The following is a 23,670-nucleotide window of genomic DNA, read 5'->3' as shown; positions in this document are numbered from 1 at the left end:
AGGTACTGGAGGTACTGGAGGTACTGGAGGTACTGGAGGTACTGGAGGTACTGGAGGTACTGGAGGTACTGGAGGTACTGGAGGTACTGGAGGTACTGGAGGTACTGGAGGTACTGGAGGCACTGGAGGCACTGGAGGCACTGGAGGCTTTATGTAGTGCGCGGTTAAAATTTCTAGCCCTTTAATTAATTCATTGATAGACCGAATCTGATCTTCAATATTACCTTTATCTCTACCTGCCGCTTTTGCTGTTTTATTTACATAAGCATCTATTTCTGCTTTACATACATTTAGATCGGTAATCCAGCCCATACCTTTTGGGGGTGCCCCTGTTGCTGACTGTTGAACAGCTGTACTAAGACCCGCACCGACAAGCAAATTAAGATGTTCGGATTGAAATAGTGCTGTCAGCCAAGGCTCTATTCGTGAGCGTAGAAAGTCTGGAGTAATTTCATCCTCTGCTTTTGCCCATGCACAGCCACCAACAACTTTAAACGCACCATCATCGCCATGTGCATCTAACCTCACTGGAGATTTGTCATCTCCTAATTTCAGATATTGAGTCAATTGATATACATCCTTTTAAAAATTATGACACTTACATAGAGCTCGGCACCTGTATTCACAACCACGTCACAAGACCAGTAAAGAGCTAGTTGCTAACAGTTTGATTATTGAAATACACCTTAGATCTAAACGCATTTACACCGTACTGGCATTTCCGCCTAGCTCAGCACTAACGTAAACCAGTGATGTTACAGACGATTTTATTTCTAACAAGTACTATGGAGCACATTTCAAATAAGTTTTTACAAAATGACCTTAAAACGATTACGTCCACTAAAAATTTTAATCAGATATGCTTTCAATAAAGCTCAAATCCTTTTAAACACAGGAAAAGTGGTGTATACCTTTTCCTCTGCAATTGGTCATTTGTTTGATTTTACAATTCATGGAGCCACCAGAAGCTAGCTCACTATTAGGCACATTTGAATTAGTCCCAGTAGTTTGATTCAACAATGGCAACAATAAGTAAATTTAGCATCTCATTTCAGCCAGAATATATTTGTTTTCTCATACATAAATTGCATTATGTGTAGGGTTTTAAACTGAAGGATCACCAAAGATTGAAACACCCTAAAGTAAAATCACTATTTAAGTATTGTTCAATTGGCAAAAACCAGATGAGTGCTCTCGCTCAACGCAAAATTTGGTACTCAAAGCCAGCTGGGTTCAATGACCCATTTGATACTCGCTTTTATGTTACTGGAAAACTTCGCGCTTTTATCACCGAAACTGATCCATCGAAGATTAAGGTGGCATTCGATGGTGATATGTCTGATGCGATATTGTTTAACAGAGTATCCCTCCAGGATGAAATGGGGATATTTGAAAAAGAAATTGAAGAACTGGGAATTCTCTCTTGCAGATAGCAATATCAACTTATTAATGTGGGCTCACTACGCCGCCGAACACAAAGGTATGTGCTTAGAGTTTCACCGTATTGAAGGAACTGAGTTAGCTAACAATCAAACAACTCGACCGATCTCATATACGGATAATCACCCAACGTTAAGCACAAAATCACTAACAAATAATACTACTCGAACCACTAGTCAAAAGCGGATACTTTACGCTAAATCAAAACACTGGGCATATGAGCAGGAATGGAGACACATTGTGAATTTGGGAAACCAATCTCATCCTTGGCCCGCCCCACTAAAAGCTATTTATTTTGGGTGTAAAACTGAAGAGCAAGACATCTACCTAGTCAGAAGTATTATCAATGATTCTAAAGTTAAGTATTTTAAAGCGGAGAAAAATGCAACAACATTCGGCATAACATTTAGATCCATTTAGCATTCTAACTTGTCGCTAAAAGCGCCTATGAGGGCCACATCATTGCATTCAACCGGCGGCTATTAATTAACACTCATCAATGACTTTTTAGCCCTCGCCTAAACTAGGCTAATGCATAGAGTTCTCCCGCTACACTGAAGCCTCAAGGAGAGCGACAATGAAGAAATCACGCTATACCGAAACTCAGATCACTAAGATCCTTTAGGCAGTAGGAGGTAGGAGGTAGTCGCTTGGTCAAGGAGGACAGTCGGGAGTATGGTATTTCAGATGCCACCTATTACAACAGGAATAGTAAGCTCTAATGGTCACGTTGCTCAGTCACCTGATAATAAGAAAAACATCACTGAACCAACGATACATAAAGCCCCTATGGCAGCCCACATTAGGCTTAGAGCTAAGTGCTCCATGCTATCCCTTAACGAGCCTTGTCAATGTTGTAAGAAGTATAGCAACTGCTCAATTTAATGGTAATGCGAAATATCTAATTTCTGTAAAGGGGGGCCGACTAAAACGCTTGAGCCCAAAAATGAGTTAGTGATAGCACCGAGGCGATTCAGATCGAATCAGACCTAATCAGCATCATCTTACTTTTTCTAATTGATTATTACCGCTTACTTGCCGCCCAAAAGACTGGTTGCCTATACAGGTTTAACTGATTTGCTCCAGATTGAGATAATGACGGCTTCAAAGGATGCATAAAATGAGCTTTCTACGCATCGATAGTTTCGTAACATTCGAGAAACCCCATATATATCAATCTACTAAGAAATGTTAAAAAGTGTTGTATAGACCTCGTAAACAAAGACTATTCTTTCTCTGGCAGTATTTTGAGCAGTACATACGTAATCAAGAAAAATATTCTACTTATAACGATGACTTAGCGATGATACCTTTGGAGTATGAATTGAGCAGTCTGGAACGTTATCGTGCTGCAATTTAATAAGCTGTTGAACTAAGCCGCTGCGCGGAGCTTCTTACCACTTTGTTCCACACTTACCTCTAGGGATAATCCCTAAACTGGAGGTATTTATGAAACAACTTCTGCAACAATTTCATCAACAAATCACCCTACGAGGGTATTCAGAGCGAACGCGAACATCTTATCTCTTTGCCATCAATCACTTGTTTAAATGGGTAAATCAGCCGTTAGACACCGTCACGGATAGTCAAATTGAAGCTTACTTTCGCCACTTGAATCTTGAGAAACGCTATTCTAAATCGACCCTCAAGTTACAGCTCAATGGTATTCATTTCTTCTTTGAGCATGTGCTACACCGTCAGTTTAGCGTTTCAATTGTGTTCCCCAAAAAGCGGGATAAGTTACCGCAGTTACTGACACCCAACGACATATCAACCTTGATAAACTACTGTAAAACCCATAAACAGCGAACCATGATCGCACTCTGTTATGGCTGTGGATTGAGGATCAGTGAGTTGACTCAGGTGAAGATCAGCGATATCGACGGTCAACGACAATTACTAACGGTACGACAAGGTAAAGGAGCTAAAGATCGGTGGGTAATAATCTCTCCCCGTTTACTGCTGCTGTTAAAGTTGTACTGGCTGCAATATCGACCAGAAACATGGCTATTTGGTACGTTTAGCCATGGCTCTTATCACCCTATGCATGAGACAACCTTTCGTAAGGCACTGATCGCTGCTAAAGACTTATCTGGGATCACCAAGCCTTGTAACCCTCACAGTCTGCGTCATGCTTATGCCACCCACCAGTTGCAAGCAGGAATGCCGCTCAATCAGTTGCAGCAACAGCTTGGTCACCTGAGTATAAAAAGCACAGAGCGATATTTACACTGGTCGCCAGAGCTTGGACACCAAGGTACCGATTTGCTGGCAAATCTAGGAGGCTTGCCATGGCAAACTCCTACCACTTGAGTGATGTATTTAAGCTTCACTTACCGCTGTATCAACAGCGGTATAAGTTAACGTCACGGCAAGCGACAGTGTGTCAGCATATTCAAAGTTGCCGTACCCAAGCCTTAGGTGAGCAACAGTGGCGCTGTGATGAGTGTCATTATGAACAGCGCATATTTTGCTCCTGTGGTGACAGGCACTGTCCTCGCTGTCAGGGTAAGCAGACTCAAGAGTGGATAGAGAAGCAAGAAGCCGAAGTCCTGAATTGTCGATACTTCCACCTTGTTTTTACGCTGCCTCATGAGTTGAATATTTTGGCTCACTATAAAGCTAAGGCGCTTTACAGCGCATTATTTGAAGCCGTATGGCAGACGTTAAGCCAGTTTGGGATATCCCGTAAACAGCTACAAGGTCAATTAGGGGGTACCGCGGTGTTACATACTTGGGGGCAAAACTTGAGCCAGCATATCCACTTGCACTGCTTAATACCTGGAGGTGTGTTAACACAACAAGGGGAGTGGCGTGGGGTGAAGTCAGACTATTTGTTCCCCGTCAAAGCACTTGCCACCGTTTACCGCGCCAAGATGCTGCAAGCATTAAGGGCGCGTGAACTTGATGTTCCTGACCCTGAAGCATTAATGAGTAAATCGTGGTGTGTGTACAGCAAAGCGTGTTTAAGCCACGCTGCCACGGTGGTGAAATATCTGGGACGCTATACTCGTAAAGGCATGCTACAGGAGTCGAGAATTAAAAGGGTGACAGCGGACAGTGTTAGCTTCAGTTACACCGATTATGCAGACAGCAATAAGCGTAAAGTGATGCAACTTGAGGGTGAAGAGTTTGTTCGTCGATACCTATTGCATGTGCTGCCTAAAGGTGTGATGCGGGTGCGTCACTTTGGCTTTCTAGCCAATGCTTGTAAGCGCAATAAACTAGAGCAGATTAAGGTGCAGCTCCCATCGGCACAAATGCAGCGAGAAAAGGCCAGCGTTACAAAAACAGATGCCAAACAAAGCGGCATGTGGCTGTGTCCAAAATGCCAACAGGGTTATTTGCAGTTTATTCGCATCATCGAACCGCAGTTGTTAATCTTAGCGCCAATGGAAGGGGTGCCATTTCGACTGACAAATTGATAATCGAGAGTTAGAAAAGGCTGCCACCTGTCGCCTGAGATAAAAGAGAGTGGTAAAACCTTGCTCTGAAAGTCAGCGAGGGAGATAGTCGTGACTATAATGAGGTTAATAAGCCTACCAAGGGCGACTAGCGAGTTTAACCGTGTCAGCGTGAACGCCATAATGCGCATGGCGGCAAGTTAACTAAAATAATCATCATACAAAAGCGCAATAAATCGACTACCACAAAAAAGCAAACTCCTATAGCATAAAGCATACCGAATATATGGATGTGGCATCGGCCAAGTCCAACAAGCGATTTGTGCCTTGCAAACAGCGCAACACACAAATACTAAGACGTTAGATGTTTCTTTGCTACCGTATAAATTGAGAGAGCTCATGAATAGAGTGAGTTTAAAAAGAGAGCTTGATAAGTTACTTAATTAATATATGGTTCTTGGTAAAATTTCTTCAGTTCATACTCAAGAGAAAGCGGCCTACATTTTGAAGAGTAAAATAGAGCGAGTTACTACACGCTTGAATGAAGTCGGCTTTAATATTTCAATTAGAACTTTGGATAACTTATTGATTAATGACTTGGACTATTTTTTCAATGAATAAAGTAGCTCAGTGAGTGAGTTAAAGGTATTGTGTGATTGTGAGATAAACATTGAATTCTATTTCATGAGCATTAATGGTCATACACAAGCTTGTAGGTGTTATGATGAATCAAAGAATAAATTTCTCGAAAGCTTTAGTGATAAAAATCGGCTAGTGTTTAAAGAAAGCATCGGCAAATTTACAACCTGGAGCTACATCGATTCGTTATCTGATAGAAATTTGGTTACTAAGAATGCTCATCCATATACAAAGCATCTGTATAGTAAATCAAGGGGGAATTGTAGCATTCGATGTATGCTACAACAATAGATCTCGTTATAGCAGAAGCTTTAGTTGTTGAGAAAGGTATAGGTTTAATGAAGTCTCCTGATTTGGCATATTTATTTGTAAAACTTAACCAAACTGTAGGGCATTTACCCGAAAGCTGCAAACCAACAGATTTTATCAAAGTGCAAGTTGAAAAAAGATTGCGCCCTATGCGTTTAGTGGGGGTCAAAAACATAAACAAGGTTTTTATTGTGTTATGCATGTGGGTATCCCATTTCTGATGGAGACTTGCAGCAAGATACAGGGGCGCTGTACAACACAGTTAAATCGCAAATATTAAAATACCCGTAACACATCTAACAATGGCACTTAAAACAAACTAAAACAGTGGGTTAAGCTTTATTTAGCTACACATTACAACCCACTATTTCAGTTCGCTAAATGCGACGTCAACCCTCAAGGAGTATATGTGTCGGTACCAGAGTTTTTATACAAATATATGAGCGCAGAGACTGCTAGAATAGTACTCGAAACCGGACGGTTAAGGTGGCAAAGCCCTTGCCAATTTAATGATGTAAACGAGTTACAAAAAATGCCTTTGTTAGAACCTAACTTTAATGAGGGTTGGAAGTTATATAGTAAAAAACTTGTCAGAATGATTTACCATGAAAATGTTATAAATTTCACTATTTACGCCCCTTGGACTCAATTAATACTTACTGAGGTACTGCAATACAAAATCTTAGGGTATTGTGAAGATAGAGTATTAGAGTTAGTTGAGAATAAAATACCTTTATTAAAAAATGATGTTGGGCAAATTCTTCGGGCCAGCACTGAAGTCAACAATGATGGTTCCCTTAGGTTTTATTGTTTATCTGAAGATAAAAATAACAATACTATGTGGGGGTATTATGGAAAAGGCCATTTAGGGTGCATGTTTGAATTTGGCAATATCGAAGAGTTGAGCACACCATTCCATGAAGCTGAAAAGGTTTCATATTCAAATGAACCAGTAGTTGTAGGTAGCGCGTTAGATATATTACTTTATGGCCCATCTGCGGAACTTAAAAAGAATACGAGACTAGCAATTTATTTTCATAAAGCTAATGAATGGGCTAATGAGAAGGAGTGGCGAGTAATGATAAAAAGGCCTAACCCTAATAATGAGACGTATACTGATTTTAAATTTTACCCTAGAGAGTTAACTTCTATCACATTTGGTGCTCGTAGTTTGGAAATAAAAAAACTCGAAATTATGAATATAATTAGAGCTCAATACCCTCATTGTAAAATATTCCAGATGAGTGTAGTAAATGGTATCTCACAAAGAGTCGAAATTAAGGGCTAATAAGGTCGCCGGAGGTGTCTAGCCTCCAACCTCTACTTCACCGGCATGCAACTCCGCACAGGGCGGTTTCCAAAAACTTTCAGAACATGTTGGCCGATTAGCTCCGACATATCTCGATGCTGGCTGCGGCATTATCAACACCAACAGCCCCCTCACGGATAAGCCCTTGCCATTCTCTAGTAGTTAACGTTTAATAACAGCACGTTATTGAACGTTAATCTTCCTACAGAGGACTTTCAGCTCATTAGTTCATTAGTTCATTAGTTCATGCCCATGTTGGGCGTACACAAACTGTTAAGCAAGGACAAAATCCAGTTGCCTTTTTGTTCACTAGGCTCACTTATTTTTAGTCAAATATATTTTGCCTTTTAACATGTCTAGATACCCGAGGGATAAAGAGGCTTTTCCTGCCGCGCAGCGGCTTCGTTCAACAAATGCATCAACACGATTTACTACATTCGCCATTGTAGATTTATCCTAAAATTCAGTGATTAAAGCAGTAAAATTCAGCTAAGTCTGTATCGTAGTAAATGTGTTAAGCAGGCGTTAGACAATTCGTAATGTAATTAGTAATCTCGTGTTTTGGAAAATAGAATGTCTCTTAAAATTATAGAAAAATGGAAATTAGATATATCTTCAGCAAAAGAAATATCCAAAAAATGTTCTAAAATTAGCCCTTTCAAAAACCTTGGTTATGAACAATCACATCGAGCTTCATATTTTGTTGAAATGTCACATGTAATAAAAATGTTAGATTTATCAAACCCTTATGAAAAATCAGCGCTTACTCTCGAGCCTACTCACCCTGTACTTCCTATACATTTAGAAAAGTCGTTTGATAAACTCAATATTTCTCCTGTTCTTCGTAAAAACTTTAAGGATTCAAAATTATCTTTAATCTCGTTAGCCATGTTGAAAAGCTATGCACCAGAATCAGATGCTAAAGAACTTATTAGTCATGGAGGAAAGGCACCACTTTATCTACTAGACCCTCTTTATGGTTTTGTCTTTATTCCACAAAAAAATAGAATCGGAAATCATTGTTTTGCGATTGATCTTTGGTCTTCTCATCTAAAATCTATGCCTGAAAAATTATCTGCGAAACTTTGGGAGAATCGTGCTGATAATATGCTTTCTGGTGGTGCGTTTGCTGGTAGGCTTCTTTTTAAGGACATGATTCCAGAAGAGCCTGACCCACTTAAACGAAGCACTCCTCCTATAATTCATGTTAACAGTGAAAGTGAATTGAATAATTTAATAGATGAATTGCGATCTTCTGCGAAAAAGATGGAAGGTGTTGAGCTATGGTTTCGTGGTCAGAGTAAAGATTATTTAACACCAGATCGTGCAGAGCTAACTAAAATTGGAATTACAGCATACTCAAATATTCGTGATTCAGACTTTACGCCTTCATTATACCGAAAGTACGATGATTTTTATGGGTGCACAAATAACTTTGAAGGTTTAGTTCTTGATCTTGCAGAGTGGGTCTACCATGCAAAAAATATTGTTTCTTTAGAAAGTATGAATAGTAAATTACCTAAGATAAATGGTGTTGCCGCTATTACAAACCAAGGATATTCATCTTACCAACAGGGATTGATCCTCCAGCAGTACGGGGCTCCGTCTGCATATTTGGATATTACGAGCGATCATAACGTCGCAACTTGGTTTGCAACTCATAGCTGTAGTAATAACAAAAATGGAAAAATGGTGTTTAATAATTATACGTCAGATAGTGATAATCCTGACGATTGGCCAACTATATTTGTATTTCCATTAGTGAAAGAAGTACATCCATATTTAGACCTTAATGCAATACTCTCTGGAAGTGATGCATTACGGCCAGAAAGACAGAAGTGCGGATTGCTTGGAGGTTCAGGTAACCTTGCTCGAAATTATTGTGCTAGATACTTGGGATTAAAAATTAGACTTGGCCCAAACTTTAAATTATCGAACTCTTTGACAGCAAGTGATTTATTTCCTCCTGAAAGCGAAGATAAAGCTCTAAAGTTATTAAAAGAAAGTGGAATGGCTGATGCAAATAGATTATTTCCTCTTTCTGAACTTGCTTAACAAGGCGTTAGGCCAAATTAAATTGGAGGTTTAGATGGGAAATATGAAAAAATATTATGTCGAATCCGAAGCTCTACCGGAGCTTTTTCCTACGCATCAACATGAAGCCGACTTTTGGGAGATACTGGGTAGGACTGTAGCCACATTTGGTTTTTTGGAAGAAATACTTGGCAAGGCAATATTCGCTTTAACTGCCACGAAACCTTATAGCGAAGATGAATCTCAGATAGCCTATGAAAACTGGTCAAAAAAACTGGAAAAAGCACTGATAGATCAATTGTCCAGGTTAACGAAAGCATACACTAAAGCTATAAGTGAGCATCCAGATTCAACAATTACGAATCTTGGTGAGTTAATTCAGCAATTAGAAGAAGCCGCCAAAATTAGAAATGTGATTTGTCATGGGTCATGGCGAGTACCGGACGAATCTGGAGCATCAATACCGTTTTTTGTTAGCTTTGATAAAATGGTTTTCGATACCCCGATGGATAAAAAATTTCTTTTACAAGTTCAGAGGCATGTAGGCGAGCTAAGTTGCTCAATTATAAACACTGTTACTCAAATGGGTTTTCAATTCCCAGGTAGTAAAGGACCTGGAAAACCAATTTTGTAACCTTGATATAGTAGGTCAAGACTAATCGGGTAGCCGGAGGTGTCTAGCCTTCAGCCCCCACACCACCCTGCATGCGGCTCCGCACAAGGCAGTTCATTTAGAACTCCTAACCTAAACTTTCTGACTAGCTTCTTTATTTCGAGAGTGAACAGCGAACAATCCTCTCTCAATCCTGCTTTCTTAAGATAGTCATGACTCAGCGCTTGTGTGCTTACCCATATTTATCGTAATGCAAACTGTAGGCTTTGGAGTTTATGCTCTAAGCCATTTTTGTCCAGAAACATATCAGGGCCGAAATGTTCTCATTCTCTAAAACTTGCTAGCATTGTTGAATGCTATTAGTTCCCCAAGTTGGGGTTTGACTTACCTTTCTGCTCCTGTTGCCTATAGGCAAGGTTTGCAATATAGTCAGAAGTTTGAAGGTGTATAGAGTTCTATAGTCTTATCGGACAAATATTTCTCTTGTAATGCCCCACTGCATGGGGCTACTCGAATGTGCTTCTGAAGGCATCATCGCTATTTAGTTCTCTCGATACTTTATAGTGAATCTATCATCCTCAGAAAGGTATGCTTCTCGTAAGGTTACCTTCGGCTCATGAGCTGGCCGTTTTCCATTAATAGCTGCTACTATTGTTTGAACTAATTGTTTCTTATCTTCAGGGAATTTATATCCCATCGTAATGCAGCTTACTCTAGCGTTTATCTTTGTCCTGTCATGGTTTGGAAAGTCGAATGCTTCGTAACTAATTTTGTCACTCTGATTTGTAAATAGTCGGACTTCATCCTCATATGACCATTCTTTATTCTTTGTTAGAAGGTACTGGTTAAAAAGGTATCTATTTTCTTCTTTTTTCCGTTTAGCTTCATTCGAGTAAATGACTTGATCTACTCCAACTCCATTAGGTAACTCTCCACCAAACCAATATTCGACCATTATTCCTTGATGCTCTTGAGCATAATGAGACCACATCAACATGGAGTTATCATTGTTTGAAAAACAACAAATACGATAGTTGTCACCGATATTTAGAGTTGAACTAATACTTGTTTTAGTAGACATCTCAATAGGGTCATTTAACTGGTTTTTACTAGCCAAATAGAAGTACTGGTTCGTTAAAGAATCGACGGTATTAATGTTAAATGGTGAGTATTTGAAAAGTATACTTCTACGCTTTGCAGTGAAAAAGTGCCATTTAAACGAGTCGATAAGTGCAATATTGAAGTCATCACTCAGCTTTGATATTTCGTCTTTTGTAAGGCGTATGTCGAAGGCATTTTCTACACAGTTGAGATAATTACTGATTATAATGTGGTTTAATTCACCAGAATTATACATCAAGTTAAGAGCCACTCTGTAATGCTCAATAGCTTGCTTTAAATCCCCTTCCTTCTCATAGCTAATCCCTAATAAATTTTGAGTTGTCATCGAGGGGGAAACATTTTCCTCATATTTTTCAATAATACTGGGAATTAAATCAAACTCCCTACAACTTATAGCTTTTCCCGCTAATTCAATGATATCATTTTCGTCAATACCACCGTCCTCAAATAATTTCTTTAGCTCTATAAATCGATGGTTAGAAACTTGCTTATTCCACCTGAGTTCAATATCGTCTAGTTCCTGCTTTAATTCATCGTGTAGACTAAGTTTAGTAACTTCAGGTAGTTCAATTAATTTGATGGCTTTATGGAAATTATAATTATTTTTTGCTAAGCAACTATTTGAATTAACATTCTTAAGTTGATTTGTGAGTTTAGCTATGTACTCTCTAATTTTCACAGCAAAGTACAATGCTTTTTCTTCATCACATAAATCCGTCATGTTTTCTTGAATTAGACTTAAAATCTCTCTGTTAAGAGGTAACCCAAGATGAACCTGAGAATAAAGATAAAAGAGGTTACATTTAAAGTTACTTGATAAATTTTTAGAAGGGTCCGCATCATCTTCGTGGTGGATAACAACCTTTTCATATGCCTGAGCTTTAAACGCTTGACCAATCAATCTTGCATTGTTTATCTTAGATCCTGTTACAGAAGAGCGTTTCAATAATTCTTGGTAAACATTTTCATGCTCATTTTCAAAGGATGCATTCAATTCAAACTCATATACTTTAGATATAACATCCTCAACGGATAGGTGCCCTTGCTCCCAAAATGGAAGTAAAAAATTAATACTGAGCTGTTCGCAACAGCTAATTATTTCAATGCCTTTAGAATATTCTCCTAGAAAGTAATAAGCTAAGATCAATTGCCCTTGTAGTAAGTCTAAGAGTCCTTCATCTAAAGTACCTGCGACTTGTTTAACTATCTTCCAGTATTCAATCGGTAATTCTGAAAACTCTTCGACATCCATGTTTACATTTATTAATTTATGACTTAATTCTTTAATTCTGTTTGCTGTGTAATCTAAGTGTATGGCTCGATAAAGAGATAGTGTGCTTTTCTCCGTACGAAACAGTCCCCAATGGGCTTCTGCACAATCATCGTCTAATTCAACTGCCTTTCTATAGTAGCTTGCAGCTACATGGTGCTTATCAAAAGAGTTATAAATTTTATGAGCAATCTTGCCTAAATACAGGTACGCATGAGCTACATCTTTGTAGCGAGAAACAACTTGGTTAAATACTTCATAATTATCAATCCGCTTTAGGTCTAAAATAAAGTAATAATAGCCAATGTGATTAGGCTTATCTTCATCTAGGTAGCGATGTTCTAGAAAATCTAAGTAAGAGAATTGTCTGCTTTTTATTCTCTCAATGATTGCTTTATCACTAGTATCAGCCATTACGATTTGTACCTGTAAATAAAAGAAGGTAGAAACATTTTGCCTGTAAGTAGAAGCTCAAGTCGATGCTTGGGTCTCTATCTCTCAGAAATATAATTTTTACGAAAAGGCAATGCTGCCTTGTCTTTTGATGGTTAAGTTTTACCTTACCCCATCTAATCTAATTTGACTAAATAAGTAAAACCACTAACTTTATTTTGTCCAAAAAGCGCTGTAGAAACTACTCTAGCTTCTTCCCGCATACGAGCAACTGCTTTAATTCCCAATAGCGACTTGTAACCCTCCCCTAAAATAAACGTCATAAAAAAGAGCACTACTCCGTAGTGCTCTTTTTATGATTTCAAATCAGAGTTTCCAACTTGATATGCTGTTTCCAACTAGATATCACCTGTACCCAACTAGATATGACATGATCACCATTATAAATTATTCGTAGTCAGAGACTGGCACACAAGCACACATCAAATTACGGTCGCCAAACACATCATCGATACGGTTAACCGTAGGCCAGAACTTGTTTAGCTTAACCGCTTTAGTTGGGAACACGGCCTCTTCACGCGTATATGGACGTGAATCAAATTCTGAGTCCATGATATCGGCTAAGGTATGCGGCGCGTTGTGCAGCGGGTTGTTGTCCGCTGGCCACTCGCCTGCTTCTACCTTGGCAACTTCACCGCGGATAGACACCATTGCTTCGATAAATCTGTCTAACTCAACCTTAGATTCTGATTCTGTCGGCTCAATCATCAAGGTTCCCGCTACTGGGAAGCTCATGGTTGGCGAGTGGAAACCGTAATCGTTCAGACGCTTAGCGATATCCATCTCAGTCACACCCGATGTCTCTTTAAGCGGACGCAAATCGATGATGCACTCATGGGCAACACGGTCATTTCGGCCAGAATAAAGAATCGGGTAATGCTCAGACAGTTTCTTCATGATGTAGTTAGCGTTAAGCAATGCCACTTGCGTTGACTGACGCAAACCCTTCTTACCTAACAACTTGATGTACATCCAAGTGATAGGCAAGATGCTTGCGCTGCCGTATGGCGCAGCAGATACCGCACCATTATTGTCAGACTCAAGACCATGCTTAATCACTGTGTGACCCGATAAGAATGGCGCAAGGTGCTTTTTAACACCGATTGGGCCCATGCCTGGTCCGCCGCCGCCATGGGGAATAGCGAAGGTTTTGTGTAAGTTAAGGTGCGATACATCCGCGCCGATAAAGCCCGGTGATGTAAGGCCAACCTGTGCGTTCATGTTAGCGCCATCAAGGTAAACCTGACCGCCGAACTCGTGAATAATTTCACAAATTTCGCCGATGCTTTCTTCATACACACCGTGAGTCGATGGGTAAGTCACCATGATGCAAGATAAGTTGTCAGCCACTTCTGCGGCTTTGGCTCTTAAGTCATCCATGTCGATGTTACCGGCTTTATCACAGGCGGTAACTACGATTTTCATGCCAGCAAGCTGGGCAGACGCTGGGTTGGTACCGTGAGCTGATTGTGGGATAAGACAGATATTTCTGTGCGCGTCGCCACGTGACTCATGGTATTGCTTAATCGTGAGTAGACCAGCGTATTCACCTTGTGCACCCGAATTTGGCTGCAGTGATACCGCGTCGTACCCGGTAATTTCCACCAACCACGTTGATAGCTCTTCGAGTAACTGTGCATAACCTTCCGCTTGGTCTAGCGGGCAGAATGGGTGCATGCTACCAAACTCAGGCCAAGTGATAGGCATCATCTCGGTGGCTGCGTTTAGCTTCATGGTGCATGAACCGAGCGAGATCATTGAGTGGTTCAAGGCCAGATCTTTATTCTCGAGACGCTTGATGTAACGCATCATCTCGGTTTCGCTCTGGTAGCGATTAAACGTTGGGTGCGTCAAGATTGCATCGGTGCGCACTAACTCAGCTGGAATTGATGTGCTGCCGTTAGCCACAATAGCGTCATCAAGCTTAGCGACGTCTAGACCATGATCTGCGCCCAATATAACGTCAAATAGCTCAGCTACGTCACTGCGGGTGGTGGTTTCAGCCAAGCTGACACCCAGCATGCCGTCAGCGTCGATGCGCAGGTTAAGGCCTGCAACAGCTGAACGTGCAGTCACTGCGGCAATGTCTAAGCCCTTAAGTGACAAGGTATCGAACCAAGTGTTGTTAAGCAGTTCAACGCCTTTGGCGCTTAGGCCAGCTGCCAAGATATCGGTTAAGCGATGGATACGCTCTGCAATCACCTTAAGGCCTTGTGGGCCGTGGAATACTGCGTAAAACGACGCCATGTTGGCCAGTAATACCTGTGCGGTACAAATATTGGAGTTCGCTTTCTCGCGGCGAATATGTTGCTCGCGAGTTTGCATTGCCATACGCAGTGCACGGTTACCGCGAGTATCTTGTGATACTCCGATAATACGACCGGGCAGTGAACGTTTAAAGGCGTCACGTGTCACGAAGAATGCAGCGTGTGGACCACCAAAGCCCATTGGCACACCAAAGCGCTGTGAGTTACCCAATACGACATCGGCGCCCATAGAACCTGGAGATTTAAGCATGACCAGTGACATGATGTCGGCCGCGACTGAAACAATGGCCTTCTTCTCACGTAACTGGGTAAAGAGTTCAGTAAAATCGCTGATTTGACCGAGGCGGTTGGTGTACTGGAACAAAGCACCAAAGAGCTCGTAGTTAACAGCATCGGCCGCTGGGCCAACAACCACTTCAAAACCAAAGCACGAGGCACGGGTTTTTACAACGTCGATAGTTTGCGGGAATACGTCATCAGCCACAAAGTAGATGTTGGCTTTTTTGGCTTTAGAAACACGCTTAGACATTGCCATTGCTTCGGCAGCGGCGGTGGCTTCATCAAGCAGCGATGAAGAGGCTAAATCAAGACCCGTTAGGTCCATTGATAGCTGCTGGAAGTTAAGAATCGCTTCAAGACGACCTTGAGCAATCTCTGGCTGGTATGGCGTATACGCCGTGTACCAACCTGGATTTTCAAGCACGTTACGCTGGATAACGCTCGGCACTTCAGTACCGTAGTAACCCATACCTATGTAGCTTTTGAAGACTTTGTTTTTATCCGCGATTTCACGAATATAAGCCAAGCCTTCAGCTTCACCACATGAATCGCCAACGGCGAGATCACGATTAAGAAGAATTGATCCTGGCACGATTTGTTCGGTCAAGTCTTCTAACGATTCAGCACCCACAAAATTCAGCATCTCTTGCTGCTGTTCGGCACCTGGACCGATATGACGGCGAAGAAATAATTCGTGCTGCTCTAACTGCGTAAGGGTTTCTTTGGTCATGAGTAACCTGGTTCCATATTTGCCAGTATCCAACCTGTAGGGGAGCGGATTTACTGGTCTCGTTGTTTTAGACCAATGTCACTATCGAGCATATTTGCTCATTTAATGAATGGCATTGGTATGGTCTCTATTTCAACTGTTCACGTTATCGGGCATTGCCATATAACGGACAAAGCCCCAGTCTTTAGCAGAGTGAGGCTTTGTTGATTATCACAACTTATTCGTCGTCGATAACCGCTTGATAGCCTTCGGCATCAAGCAAGTTTTCTAGCTCAGCAAGGTCAGTAGGCATGACGCGGAAGAACCAGCCATCACCAAATGCATCACTGTTAACAAGCTCAGGTGAATCTTCTAGCGCTTCATTAACGGCAAGCACTTCACCGGTTAGTGGTGAATAGATGTCTGACGCGGCTTTTACAGATTCTGCTACGGCACAGTCTTCACCGGCATTTAGCTCGTCGCCAACATCTGGCAGCTCAATAAACACCATGTCACCCAATAGCTCTTGAGCGTGCTCACTGATACCTACTGTGTAGCTACCGTCTTCTTCTTTACGGATCCATTCGTGAGAAGAAGCATATTTAAGTTCAGCTGGGATATTGCTCATTGGTCTTAATCCTTATTCGATAGTTCTAATGCTGTGATTTAATAAGACGTTTACTGATTTGCCTATTTAGGCTTATCAGTTTTTGCGTGTTTGCGCAGCGGTTTCAGCACTCTTTTGCCATCTGCCTAATTGATATCAAATGATATATTTCAATAGGATAACGCGTTAACTCATCACTATATTAAAAACTAAGCTAAATGAAAAGTGATGATTAACGTGAGCTGAAACTGCAAATTTAACCCTACTGGCCAAGTCCATCAAGGTACTTAGCCAATAGTTGCTTTATTTATTAAAACGCTTGCTTACCATTACGTACAAACGATGGTTTGATTACTTTAACAGCGACGCGCTTCTTACGCATCTCTACTTCAGCGATATCACCAATAGTATTAGGGACGCGCGCCATGGCGATAGAGTAACCTAGCGTTGGCGAGAAGGTACCGCTGGTAATGGTCCCTTGCTGTTCAACACCGTCGCTGTCGGTAAAGAATACTGACATGCCGTGACGGATAACGCCTTTAGCGTCCATAACAAGGCCGACTAACTTCTCTGTGCCCGCTGCTTTAATCGCTTCAAGGGCTTTACGGCCGTTGAAATCGCGATCTTCAGGTGCCCATGCCACTGTCCAGCCCATGTTAGCCGCTAGTGGGTTAACACTTTCGTCCATGTCTAAGCCGTAAAGGTTCATGCCCGCTTCAAGACGCAGCGTGTCACGTGCGCCAAGTCCACATGGCTTAATGCCTGCGTCTAAAAATGCTTGCCATAATGCTTCGGCTTCAGCTTCAGGAACGATAACTTCATAACCTGTTTCGCCGGTGTAACCGGTAGTAGCAATAAAGAGGGAGTCTGCTTGCACACCAAAGAATGGCTTCATGCCTTCAATCGCGGTGTTTTGCGTGGCGTTAAATACCGTCGCCGCTTTTGCTTTAGCGTTAGGGCCTTGAACGGCAATCATTGCCAGCTCTGGACGCTCTGTCACTTCGACGTTGAAACCTTTAACTTGCTCGTTTATCCAAGCAAGATCTTTTTCGCGCGTCGCTGAGTTAACCACGATGCGATACTGCGTGTCTGAAAGGTAATAAGTAATGAGGTCGTCGATCACGCCGCCATTATGGTCCAGCATGCCGCCGTAAAGCGCTTTACCGGGTACTTTTAGCTTGGCTACGTCATTGGCTAGCAATTTGCGTAAGAAGGCACAAGCGTCGTCACCTATCACATCGACAACTGTCATGTGTGATACGTCGAACATACCCGCGTCTTGACGCACTGCGTGGTGCTCTTCGATTTGTGAACCATAGTTAAGTGGCATATCCCAACCGTGGAAATCTACCATCTTGCCATTTGATTCTAGGTGCTTGTTAAAAAGTACAGTTTTGTTAGCCATTTCTTTCCCTTCTTTGGGGTATTCGAGTCTGCAACTGGTGTAGGGTGCTTGTCACCAGATCAATTTGGTCGTATTAAAATGCGGCGAAATTATACCTTGAGTATTGCTTTTGTATACAAAAGAATTTTCTAATCCGAACAGTTCAGTCATTAGTTTTTCTCATGCAGTAGTGGTAATAATTTCATACCAAAATGCTGTTTTGCAAAGGTAAAACAACAAGTGCATGAAATAACAAGCTTATTCAGCTTTAGCTAAAACAGGAGAATGTTAATCTTGTTCACTTTTACACAGCTTGGGTAAGCTTTTTTTGTTGCCGAGCGCTTGCTGAATAAACAGTGTTTTCAATGGCGCAAAATTATCAACGATATTTAAGCCAAGATCGCGGATGACTTTCTTGAGAGGATTGGTGCCCCCGAACAGCCTTTTAAAGCTTTCCATTGCGGTGATCATCTCTAGCGCTTCGGCCTTACGCCAGCGCTCAAGACTGCGCAGATGACGGTAATCACCAATGTCTTTACCCTGCTCTTTTAACTCACTGATGGTTTCTATAATGCTGGCGGCATCTAAGAAACCTAAGTTAACGCCCTGGCCTGCTAATGGATGAATGGTGTGCGCGGCGTCGCCAGCCAACACCAAACGATGACGAGCAAAGTGGCGCGCATAACGCATACGTAGCGGAAATGCTTGGCGATCACTTTCCAGTGAGCACATGCCTAAACGGCCATCGTATGCGGCGGTCAATGCACGTTCGAACTGCTGCTTGTCGAGCGCTAGTAGCGCCTCTGCTTTATCGGGTGACACCGACCATACAATTGAGCAGAGGTTTTTTTCATACAAAGGTAGGAAAGCCAGTGGGCCTTCGCTATCAAATACCTGTCTTGCCGTGTCGCCATGGGGCAGTTCGGTGCGGATTGTAGCGACAATAGCGTGGTGGTTGTAATCCCAAAAAGTCATCGGGATGTTGCACTGCTGCCGCACCCAAGAGTTGGCGCCGTCTGCGGCCACCACTAATGCAGCGCTGATGTTGTCGCCATTATCTAAGGTTAACCATGCTTCACGTTCACCAAAGGCGATACGCTCAAGACGTTGGTTTTCGATGTAGGTCAGGTTTTCAAACTCGCTTGCGCGCTCGGCTAATGCAAAGGCGATGGAGTCATTTTCGATAATGGCGCCAAGATGAGTTTCGCTAAGGGAATGCGCATCGAAGTCGATTTTGCCGAGACTGTCTTTGTCCCACACTTGCATCTTTTGGTAAGGAGTAATGCGGTTTGCCGCCAAATATGGCCATGCACCTAAATTAGTGAGTAAGTGCTGACTTGCTTTATTAATCGCACTCACCCTAAGTTTAGGCGAGCCAGATACGGCGTGGGTTTGGCCGGCATCAATCACCACAACGTTAACGCCTTCCATTGCCAAGCCAATGGCGGTCGCTAAACCCACCATCCCACCGCCAACAATCGCGACATCATAAGTTTGTGTGCTTAACATTTTTAACCCTTACTCATTTAACTAAATTGAATATCAACGGTGCTGACGAGATCAGTCAGCTTGGCTCAACTTTTTGTCCAGCCCATGGCTTTTCGCGCCACGGGCGCTTTTAGCGGCGGAAACCAAGATAATAGGCGTAAGCCTAGGTTTCGGCCAATCACTAACGGCCAGTGATCATTTGAAAAGCCGCGCACTAAGAACTCAATATTGTTCATGGTGCTTTCTCGGTCGACATTGCGACGCGCTAAATAGTCGTGCGTCACTTGGCTTAGACCGATATCTAACTCACCGTTGACACTGTTAGTGAGCGATTGCTTTACCACTTCAAGTAAACTGACCACATCGCGCAACCCAAGGTTAAAGCCTTGCCCTGCAATAGGGTGCAGTGTTTGCGCGGCGTTACCTAAAAATACGGTACGGTGATAGATAGGCCTTGGCATATACGACAGCATTAACGGATAACTAAAGCGCTCACCGATATCGATAAAGCGCCCTGCTCGGTAACCAAATGTGCTTTGCAGTTTTTCGATAAACTCGGCTTTTGGCGCATTAAGCAGTTGCTCCGCCTCTGCGGGTGCCAACGCCCACACCATAGACAGTCGATGTTCGCCATTACGTGTAGCCATCGGCAACAAGGCTAATGGCCCCGTTTGGGTGAATCGCTCAAACGCCCAACCTTGATGCGGCTGCTCGGTTTGAATATTAGTAATGATCGCCGTTTGCTGAAAATCGACCTGCTCTAATGGCTGCTTAAAAGCATGGCGCACTTTAGAGTTAAGACCATCGGCGGCGACCAAGAGTTTGGCGGCGATCTGTTGACCACTGTCTAAGGTCAGCAACTGTTGTTCGGCTTGCGCCTCAACGTCAGTCAAACTGTCAGGGCAATATAACTGGATGTCACTTTTCGCAAGTTGACGGAACAATTGTTGCCCTACTGCTTCGAGTTCAACCACTTGCCCTAAATACGGCAGGTGAAGAGCATCGCTATTGAGCTCGGTCATGCCAAAATTGCCGCGATCAGAGATATGGATATTTTTGATTTCGCTGGCGAGCGCTGCAATGTGTGGCCATATCTGCAGTTTTTTTAACTCGAAGATTGAACCATGAGAGATGGCAATAGAGCGAGCGTCGAAACCCGGATGTTGCTCATTAGGACGATGCGCTTCAATCAAGGCGATTTTAAGAGGTCGTTCAGTTTGCTTGGCAATCTGCGCGAGTCCAAGAGCTAATATCGCCCCTGCCATTGCGCCGCCGACGATTGCAATATCAACCTGTTCGACCGCATGTGTATTAGCCATGGAATTTTTAACCCGATAACTGCTGTTATTGCTGTTACTTATTTTAGTCTCTTAGAAACCAAAACCGCCATAACACGAATGCGATGGCGGCTTAAGCAACGGACGTTTAGTGCAACACACCAAGGTCTATTGGTTTGTCGTCTTCGATTGCTGGACCAAACTCTGAGTAACATAGCAAGGCCGCCATGCGAGTGAACTCCATCAGCTCGATAAGTGCCGCTTCTGACTCATCGTCTTCAGCTACATCAAACTCTACCTGAGCTATTTCAGATAGGTCTTGGATCACTTCGCGCACCTCTTTCGAGGCTTTATTCAATTTAGGTTGAATAATTGCAATCCCGGTTAGGAAGCTCTGTACCCATAACGATAGCGCTTCAACACGCGTTGATATTGGCTCCTCTTCCTCTGGCAGCATAGGGTTAAAACCAAAGTCAGTATCGGACAGACGCGTGACCGCATCTTGATAGAGCTCTTCGATTAACAGCTGTAATGTTGGAGGTAGTGCTTGGCCGTCATTCATCAGCTCTAATAAAGGTGATGTCCAACCTTTAGATGATTGTTCGACACCGCCACAGATCAAGCCGACTAAAGCGCCGTGAACTTCGACAGGGTGCTGAGCAATTTCAGCTTCGTTGAGTGCCGCAAGTAAGTTATCCATGCGGAGCGTTGGGAGGGTCGCCATAAAGTCGTTTCCAGTCGCAAAATTTACTGGCTTCATGCTAGCAGAACTGACGGATTCGACCAAGAGTTGCCACCATAAAGTGGTTAAAAGTTTGCGGGCGCCACCACAAAAGCCATAATCAAGAATGCCAAGGGCGATTGCAATGGCTATCGATACCTGCAAACGGCTGCCAATAAAGCCGGACTTAAATCAATGCTCAACCATGGCCATCGCCCAAACCGCTCTATGTTTGTACGCCAATGGCTATCTAAACAACAATTAATCCAAACTATCTAAGTTTAGGAGGTGATGCTGTTGCACTTTGCTTTTTAGACCGATATAGTCCGCTCAAGTACACGGTTAAAGGATTCCTTTAGGAATGGGTAACAAGGCGATTGAAATTACCCTTATGGGGCGCACCTACTCTATCGCTTGTCCAGATGGACAAGAGACAGCACTTAGGCACGTTGCTCATAATCTTGAAAATCAGTTATTGTCGTTAAAAGCACGCACCAATAACATTAGTCGTGAAGAAATTGCCATTATGGCCGCATTAAATACCGGCTATGAACTGTTGGAAGAACAACAGAAGAATCAAGATTATAATAAGCAGATGGATGAAAAAATCGGTTTGCTGCAGTCAACTTTAGAGCATGCGTTAGTAGAACGCTCTACTAAAGAGGCTTAAAAGGGTTATAATCTGTTTTAATGAAGTTGTACTAAAGCTGTACCTAATTAGTGTCGTAAGCCATTTAGAGGTCAATTGACCTGCTTACGAATAAAAGTTTTGCTCCCTGGGATTCGCGCTAGCTGGCAATGTCCCTGTGCCGATATTTACAAAACCCAGGGTGAACGTTTTACTGACATTGTGCAAGCTCGGCTCGTATCGAGAAGCCTTAGGAGGTATGCGTTTACCCGCCTTGAACTACGGTTCAAGGGCTACGTCAAGCGGTCGGTGTTCCGGGGAGCAATTTAAATTTACTGAAAACCACTCTTTTTATTAAGAGTGGTTTTTTTGTATCTGTGGATCTAGCTGAGACGGTGACAAGCCGGATAGGGCTGAGATGGTGACAGACCGAGAATGCGAAGACGGTGCAAAGCCGGATAAGGCTGAGATGGTGACGGACCGAGAATGCGAAGACGGTGCAAAGCCGGATAAGGCTGAGACGGTGAAAAGCCGGATAGTGCTGAGATGGTGACAGACCGAGAATGCAAAGACGGTGCAAAACCGGATAAGGCTGAGATGGTGACGGACCGAGAATGCGAAGACGGTGCAAAGCCGGATAGGGCTGAGACGGTGACAGACCGAGAATGCGGATAAAGCCGGAAGAGCCGAAAGAGCAGGAAGAGCCGAGTACTGCCGAGTACTGCCGAGTACTGCCGAGTACTGCCGAGTACTGCCGAGTACTGCCGAGTACTGCCGAGTGCTATTCTGCACTGGTGGTCGTGCTTTACAATCAATGTTTGGCAGAGCAACTAAATATCCCTATCTAAGACTTACAACTTGAATAATCCTCTACCTATGTTACTTTTTATTTTTTCATTTACAGCAACGGCTTATGTTTGACGAATTTAAAGTTCAACTAACAACTTTCGACTGGAATGGCGTTTCAGGCTTAACCAATATTTTGATGGTTATTTTGACGGGGTTGCTACTCTACGGTCTGAAGCAAGGTTCTAACAATATTAAAGAGTCTTCGCTATCCCGAGATGCTGACATTCTTCGCTGGGCGATGGCTGAAATGGATCTCTTAAAACCTGCAATCCGTATTTTAACTAATGCACATAAAAGTCGTTCCTACTGTAATTGTCCCGGCGAGCATATAAAACAGTACGATTGCAGTTGGAGTACTGAGGAGTTGGCAGCAGCCCAAGAGGTCAGTGTAAAGCTTCAGCGTATAGGATATATGGCTCTACATAATTTGATTTCACGAAATCATTTTATGAATATTTGGGGTCCTATGTATCTATCAATTTGGTACTCTTTAGAAGCATGGGTTAAACATAAAAGGCTTGATTTGGGTGAGCCGTTGACGATAGAACACGGGGCATATTCACGTATCTATTTAGAGCAGTTTGCTCATTATTGTGAAGACAATATGCCTGAGGCTTTAGTCAACAATGAGCGCAGAAGGTTTAACCTACCCATTATCGCTATTGATAAAAAGAAACCCAGACGAAAGGCTTCAAAAGTGTTCAAACCTAAGAAAGAAAAACTCAATATTTAAGAGTCACAAATTCAATTTTTCTTTATGTAAACGCTTCAATCACTGTGGCACACAGTTCTTAATTAAGGACTCACGTAAATCTTAGAAAATAGTCGCCGCACTTAAAACCTCAGTCCCTTTAAAAAGGGGCTGATC

Annotated in this window: 19 protein-coding genes, 1 other RNA gene and 1 pseudogene; 13 read left to right on the top strand and 8 right to left on the bottom strand. The window is 42.5% G+C overall.

Going from position 1 to position 23,670, the window contains the following annotated elements:
• A partial coding sequence (locus L2729_RS12745) for a hypothetical protein (protein WP_428848247.1) occupies positions 1 to 567 on the bottom strand: 567 nt, incomplete at its 3' end.
• Between the two features lie 560 nt (positions 568 to 1,127).
• On the opposite strand from L2729_RS12745, the gene L2729_RS12740 reads away from it, so the two are divergent.
• The 9 genes and pseudogenes from L2729_RS12740 to L2729_RS12705 all read left to right on the top strand — a co-directional run bounded on the left by L2729_RS12740 (position 1,128) and on the right by L2729_RS12705 (position 9,769).
• Positions 1,128 to 1,433, top strand: a complete 306-nt coding sequence (locus tag L2729_RS12740; protein ID WP_248988609.1) for a hypothetical protein — start codon at positions 1,128 to 1,130, stop codon at positions 1,431 to 1,433.
• A complete protein-coding gene (locus L2729_RS21830) occupies positions 1,327 to 1,860 on the top strand; it encodes a DUF2971 domain-containing protein (protein WP_428848246.1) in 534 nt (177 codons plus the stop codon). Before L2729_RS12740 ends, L2729_RS21830 begins: the two co-directional genes overlap by 107 nt.
• 157 nt (positions 1,861 to 2,017) lie before the next feature.
• Positions 2,018 to 2,156: pseudogene (locus L2729_RS12735) on the top strand (transposase); the annotation flags it as partial.
• A gap of 733 nt (positions 2,157 to 2,889) precedes the next feature.
• Positions 2,890 to 3,753, top strand: a complete 864-nt coding sequence (locus L2729_RS12730; RefSeq protein WP_248988608.1) for a tyrosine-type recombinase/integrase — start codon at positions 2,890 to 2,892, stop codon at positions 3,751 to 3,753.
• Positions 3,732 to 4,865, top strand: coding sequence for an IS91 family transposase (locus tag L2729_RS12725; RefSeq protein WP_248988607.1), 1,134 nt, complete (start codon positions 3,732 to 3,734; stop codon positions 4,863 to 4,865). Before L2729_RS12730 ends, L2729_RS12725 begins: the two co-directional genes overlap by 22 nt.
• 890 nt (positions 4,866 to 5,755) lie before the next feature.
• Positions 5,756 to 6,013: a hypothetical protein gene (locus L2729_RS12720; protein WP_248988606.1), complete on the top strand. Its 258-nt coding sequence runs from the start codon at positions 5,756 to 5,758 to the stop codon at positions 6,011 to 6,013.
• Positions 6,014 to 6,201: 188 nt separating this feature from the next.
• Positions 6,202 to 7,080 (top strand): DUF2971 domain-containing protein, encoded by an 879-nt coding sequence (locus L2729_RS21790; RefSeq protein WP_248988605.1) that lies wholly within the window; start codon positions 6,202 to 6,204, stop codon positions 7,078 to 7,080.
• A gap of 594 nt (positions 7,081 to 7,674) precedes the next feature.
• Positions 7,675 to 9,156: a hypothetical protein gene (locus tag L2729_RS12710; RefSeq protein ID WP_248988604.1), complete on the top strand. Its 1,482-nt coding sequence runs from the start codon at positions 7,675 to 7,677 to the stop codon at positions 9,154 to 9,156.
• Positions 9,157 to 9,190: 34 nt separating this feature from the next.
• The gene (locus L2729_RS12705) at positions 9,191 to 9,769 is read left to right on the top strand and encodes a hypothetical protein (protein WP_248988603.1); all 579 of its coding nucleotides are present in this window, start codon (positions 9,191 to 9,193) and stop codon (positions 9,767 to 9,769) included.
• A gap of 520 nt (positions 9,770 to 10,289) precedes the next feature.
• Here the strand turns inward: L2729_RS12705 and L2729_RS12700 are convergent.
• The 7 genes from L2729_RS12700 to L2729_RS12670 all read right to left on the bottom strand — a co-directional run bounded on the left by L2729_RS12700 (position 10,290) and on the right by L2729_RS12670 (position 21,328).
• Positions 10,290 to 12,554, bottom strand: a complete 2,265-nt coding sequence (locus L2729_RS12700; RefSeq protein ID WP_248988602.1) for a DUF2971 domain-containing protein — start codon at positions 12,552 to 12,554, stop codon at positions 10,290 to 10,292.
• A gap of 426 nt (positions 12,555 to 12,980) precedes the next feature.
• A complete protein-coding gene (gene gcvP / locus L2729_RS12695) occupies positions 12,981 to 15,869 on the bottom strand; it encodes an aminomethyl-transferring glycine dehydrogenase (protein WP_248988601.1) in 2,889 nt (962 codons plus the stop codon).
• Positions 15,870 to 16,086: 217 nt separating this feature from the next.
• On the bottom strand, positions 16,087 to 16,476 hold the full coding sequence (gcvH, locus tag L2729_RS12690; RefSeq protein ID WP_101091804.1) for a glycine cleavage system protein GcvH: 390 nt from the start codon (positions 16,474 to 16,476) through the stop codon (positions 16,087 to 16,089).
• A gap of 289 nt (positions 16,477 to 16,765) precedes the next feature.
• Positions 16,766 to 17,860, bottom strand: a complete 1,095-nt coding sequence (gcvT, locus tag L2729_RS12685; protein ID WP_248988600.1) for a glycine cleavage system aminomethyltransferase GcvT — start codon at positions 17,858 to 17,860, stop codon at positions 16,766 to 16,768.
• 267 nt (positions 17,861 to 18,127) lie between these two features.
• Entirely contained in the window at positions 18,128 to 19,348 is a 1,221-nt protein-coding gene (locus L2729_RS12680; RefSeq protein WP_248988599.1) for an FAD-dependent monooxygenase, read from the bottom strand.
• Between the two features lie 65 nt (positions 19,349 to 19,413).
• A complete protein-coding gene (gene ubiH / locus L2729_RS12675; RefSeq protein ID WP_248988598.1) occupies positions 19,414 to 20,646 on the bottom strand; it encodes a 2-octaprenyl-6-methoxyphenyl hydroxylase in 1,233 nt (410 codons plus the stop codon).
• Positions 20,647 to 20,752: 106 nt separating this feature from the next.
• Positions 20,753 to 21,328, bottom strand: coding sequence for a UPF0149 family protein (locus L2729_RS12670; RefSeq protein WP_248988614.1), 576 nt, complete (start codon positions 21,326 to 21,328; stop codon positions 20,753 to 20,755).
• 358 nt (positions 21,329 to 21,686) lie between these two features.
• On the opposite strand from L2729_RS12670, the gene L2729_RS12665 reads away from it, so the two are divergent.
• The 4 genes from L2729_RS12665 to L2729_RS12650 all read left to right on the top strand — a co-directional run bounded on the left by L2729_RS12665 (position 21,687) and on the right by L2729_RS12650 (position 23,535).
• Complete coding sequence (locus L2729_RS12665) at positions 21,687 to 21,995, top strand: cell division protein ZapA (protein ID WP_101091800.1); 309 nt, start codon at positions 21,687 to 21,689, stop codon at positions 21,993 to 21,995.
• A 100-nt stretch (positions 21,996 to 22,095) separates the two neighbouring features.
• Positions 22,096 to 22,278: non-coding RNA, 6S RNA (ssrS, locus tag L2729_RS12660), on the top strand.
• Between the two features lie 340 nt (positions 22,279 to 22,618).
• Positions 22,619 to 22,801, top strand: coding sequence for a hypothetical protein (locus L2729_RS12655; protein ID WP_248988597.1), 183 nt, complete (start codon positions 22,619 to 22,621; stop codon positions 22,799 to 22,801).
• A 65-nt stretch (positions 22,802 to 22,866) separates the two neighbouring features.
• Positions 22,867 to 23,535 (top strand): hypothetical protein, encoded by a 669-nt coding sequence (locus L2729_RS12650; RefSeq protein ID WP_248988596.1) that lies wholly within the window; start codon positions 22,867 to 22,869, stop codon positions 23,533 to 23,535.
• Positions 23,536 to 23,670: the final 135 nt, after the last annotated feature.

The sequence above is a fragment of the Shewanella gelidimarina genome (assembly GCF_023283945.1).
GTDB classification, from domain to species: Bacteria; Pseudomonadota; Gammaproteobacteria; order Enterobacterales; family Shewanellaceae; genus Shewanella; species Shewanella gelidimarina.
The sequence above is the reverse complement of the archived record's forward strand: the minus strand, read 5'-3'. Positions and strand labels throughout refer to the sequence as shown.

Coding starts and splice junctions, on each gene's coding strand:
- L2729_RS21830 (WP_428848246.1), top strand. CDS start 1,327: ATGGTGATATGTCTGATGCGATATTGTTTAACAGAGTATCCCTCCAGG.
- L2729_RS12730 (WP_248988608.1), top strand. CDS start 2,890: ATGAAACAACTTCTGCAACAATTTCATCAACAAATCACCCTACGAGGG.
- L2729_RS12725 (WP_248988607.1), top strand. CDS start 3,732: ATGGCAAACTCCTACCACTTGAGTGATGTATTTAAGCTTCACTTACCG.
- L2729_RS12720 (WP_248988606.1), top strand. CDS start 5,756: ATGTATGCTACAACAATAGATCTCGTTATAGCAGAAGCTTTAGTTGTT.
- L2729_RS12710 (WP_248988604.1), top strand. CDS start 7,675: ATGTCTCTTAAAATTATAGAAAAATGGAAATTAGATATATCTTCAGCA.
- L2729_RS12705 (WP_248988603.1), top strand. CDS start 9,191: ATGGGAAATATGAAAAAATATTATGTCGAATCCGAAGCTCTACCGGAG.
- L2729_RS12700 (WP_248988602.1), bottom strand. CDS start 12,554: ATGGCTGATACTAGTGATAAAGCAATCATTGAGAGAATAAAAAGCAGA.
- gcvP (WP_248988601.1), bottom strand. CDS start 15,869: ATGACCAAAGAAACCCTTACGCAGTTAGAGCAGCACGAATTATTTCTT.
- gcvH (WP_101091804.1), bottom strand. CDS start 16,476: ATGAGCAATATCCCAGCTGAACTTAAATATGCTTCTTCTCACGAATGG.
- gcvT (WP_248988600.1), bottom strand. CDS start 17,860: ATGGCTAACAAAACTGTACTTTTTAACAAGCACCTAGAATCAAATGGC.
- L2729_RS12680 (WP_248988599.1), bottom strand. CDS start 19,348: ATGTTAAGCACACAAACTTATGATGTCGCGATTGTTGGCGGTGGGATG.
- ubiH (WP_248988598.1), bottom strand. CDS start 20,646: ATGGCTAATACACATGCGGTCGAACAGGTTGATATTGCAATCGTCGGC.
- L2729_RS12670 (WP_248988614.1), bottom strand. CDS start 21,328: ATGGCGACCCTCCCAACGCTCCGCATGGATAACTTACTTGCGGCACTC.
- L2729_RS12665 (WP_101091800.1), top strand. CDS start 21,687: ATGGGTAACAAGGCGATTGAAATTACCCTTATGGGGCGCACCTACTCT.
- L2729_RS12655 (WP_248988597.1), top strand. CDS start 22,619: ATGCGGATAAAGCCGGAAGAGCCGAAAGAGCAGGAAGAGCCGAGTACT.
- L2729_RS12650 (WP_248988596.1), top strand. CDS start 22,867: ATGTTTGACGAATTTAAAGTTCAACTAACAACTTTCGACTGGAATGGC.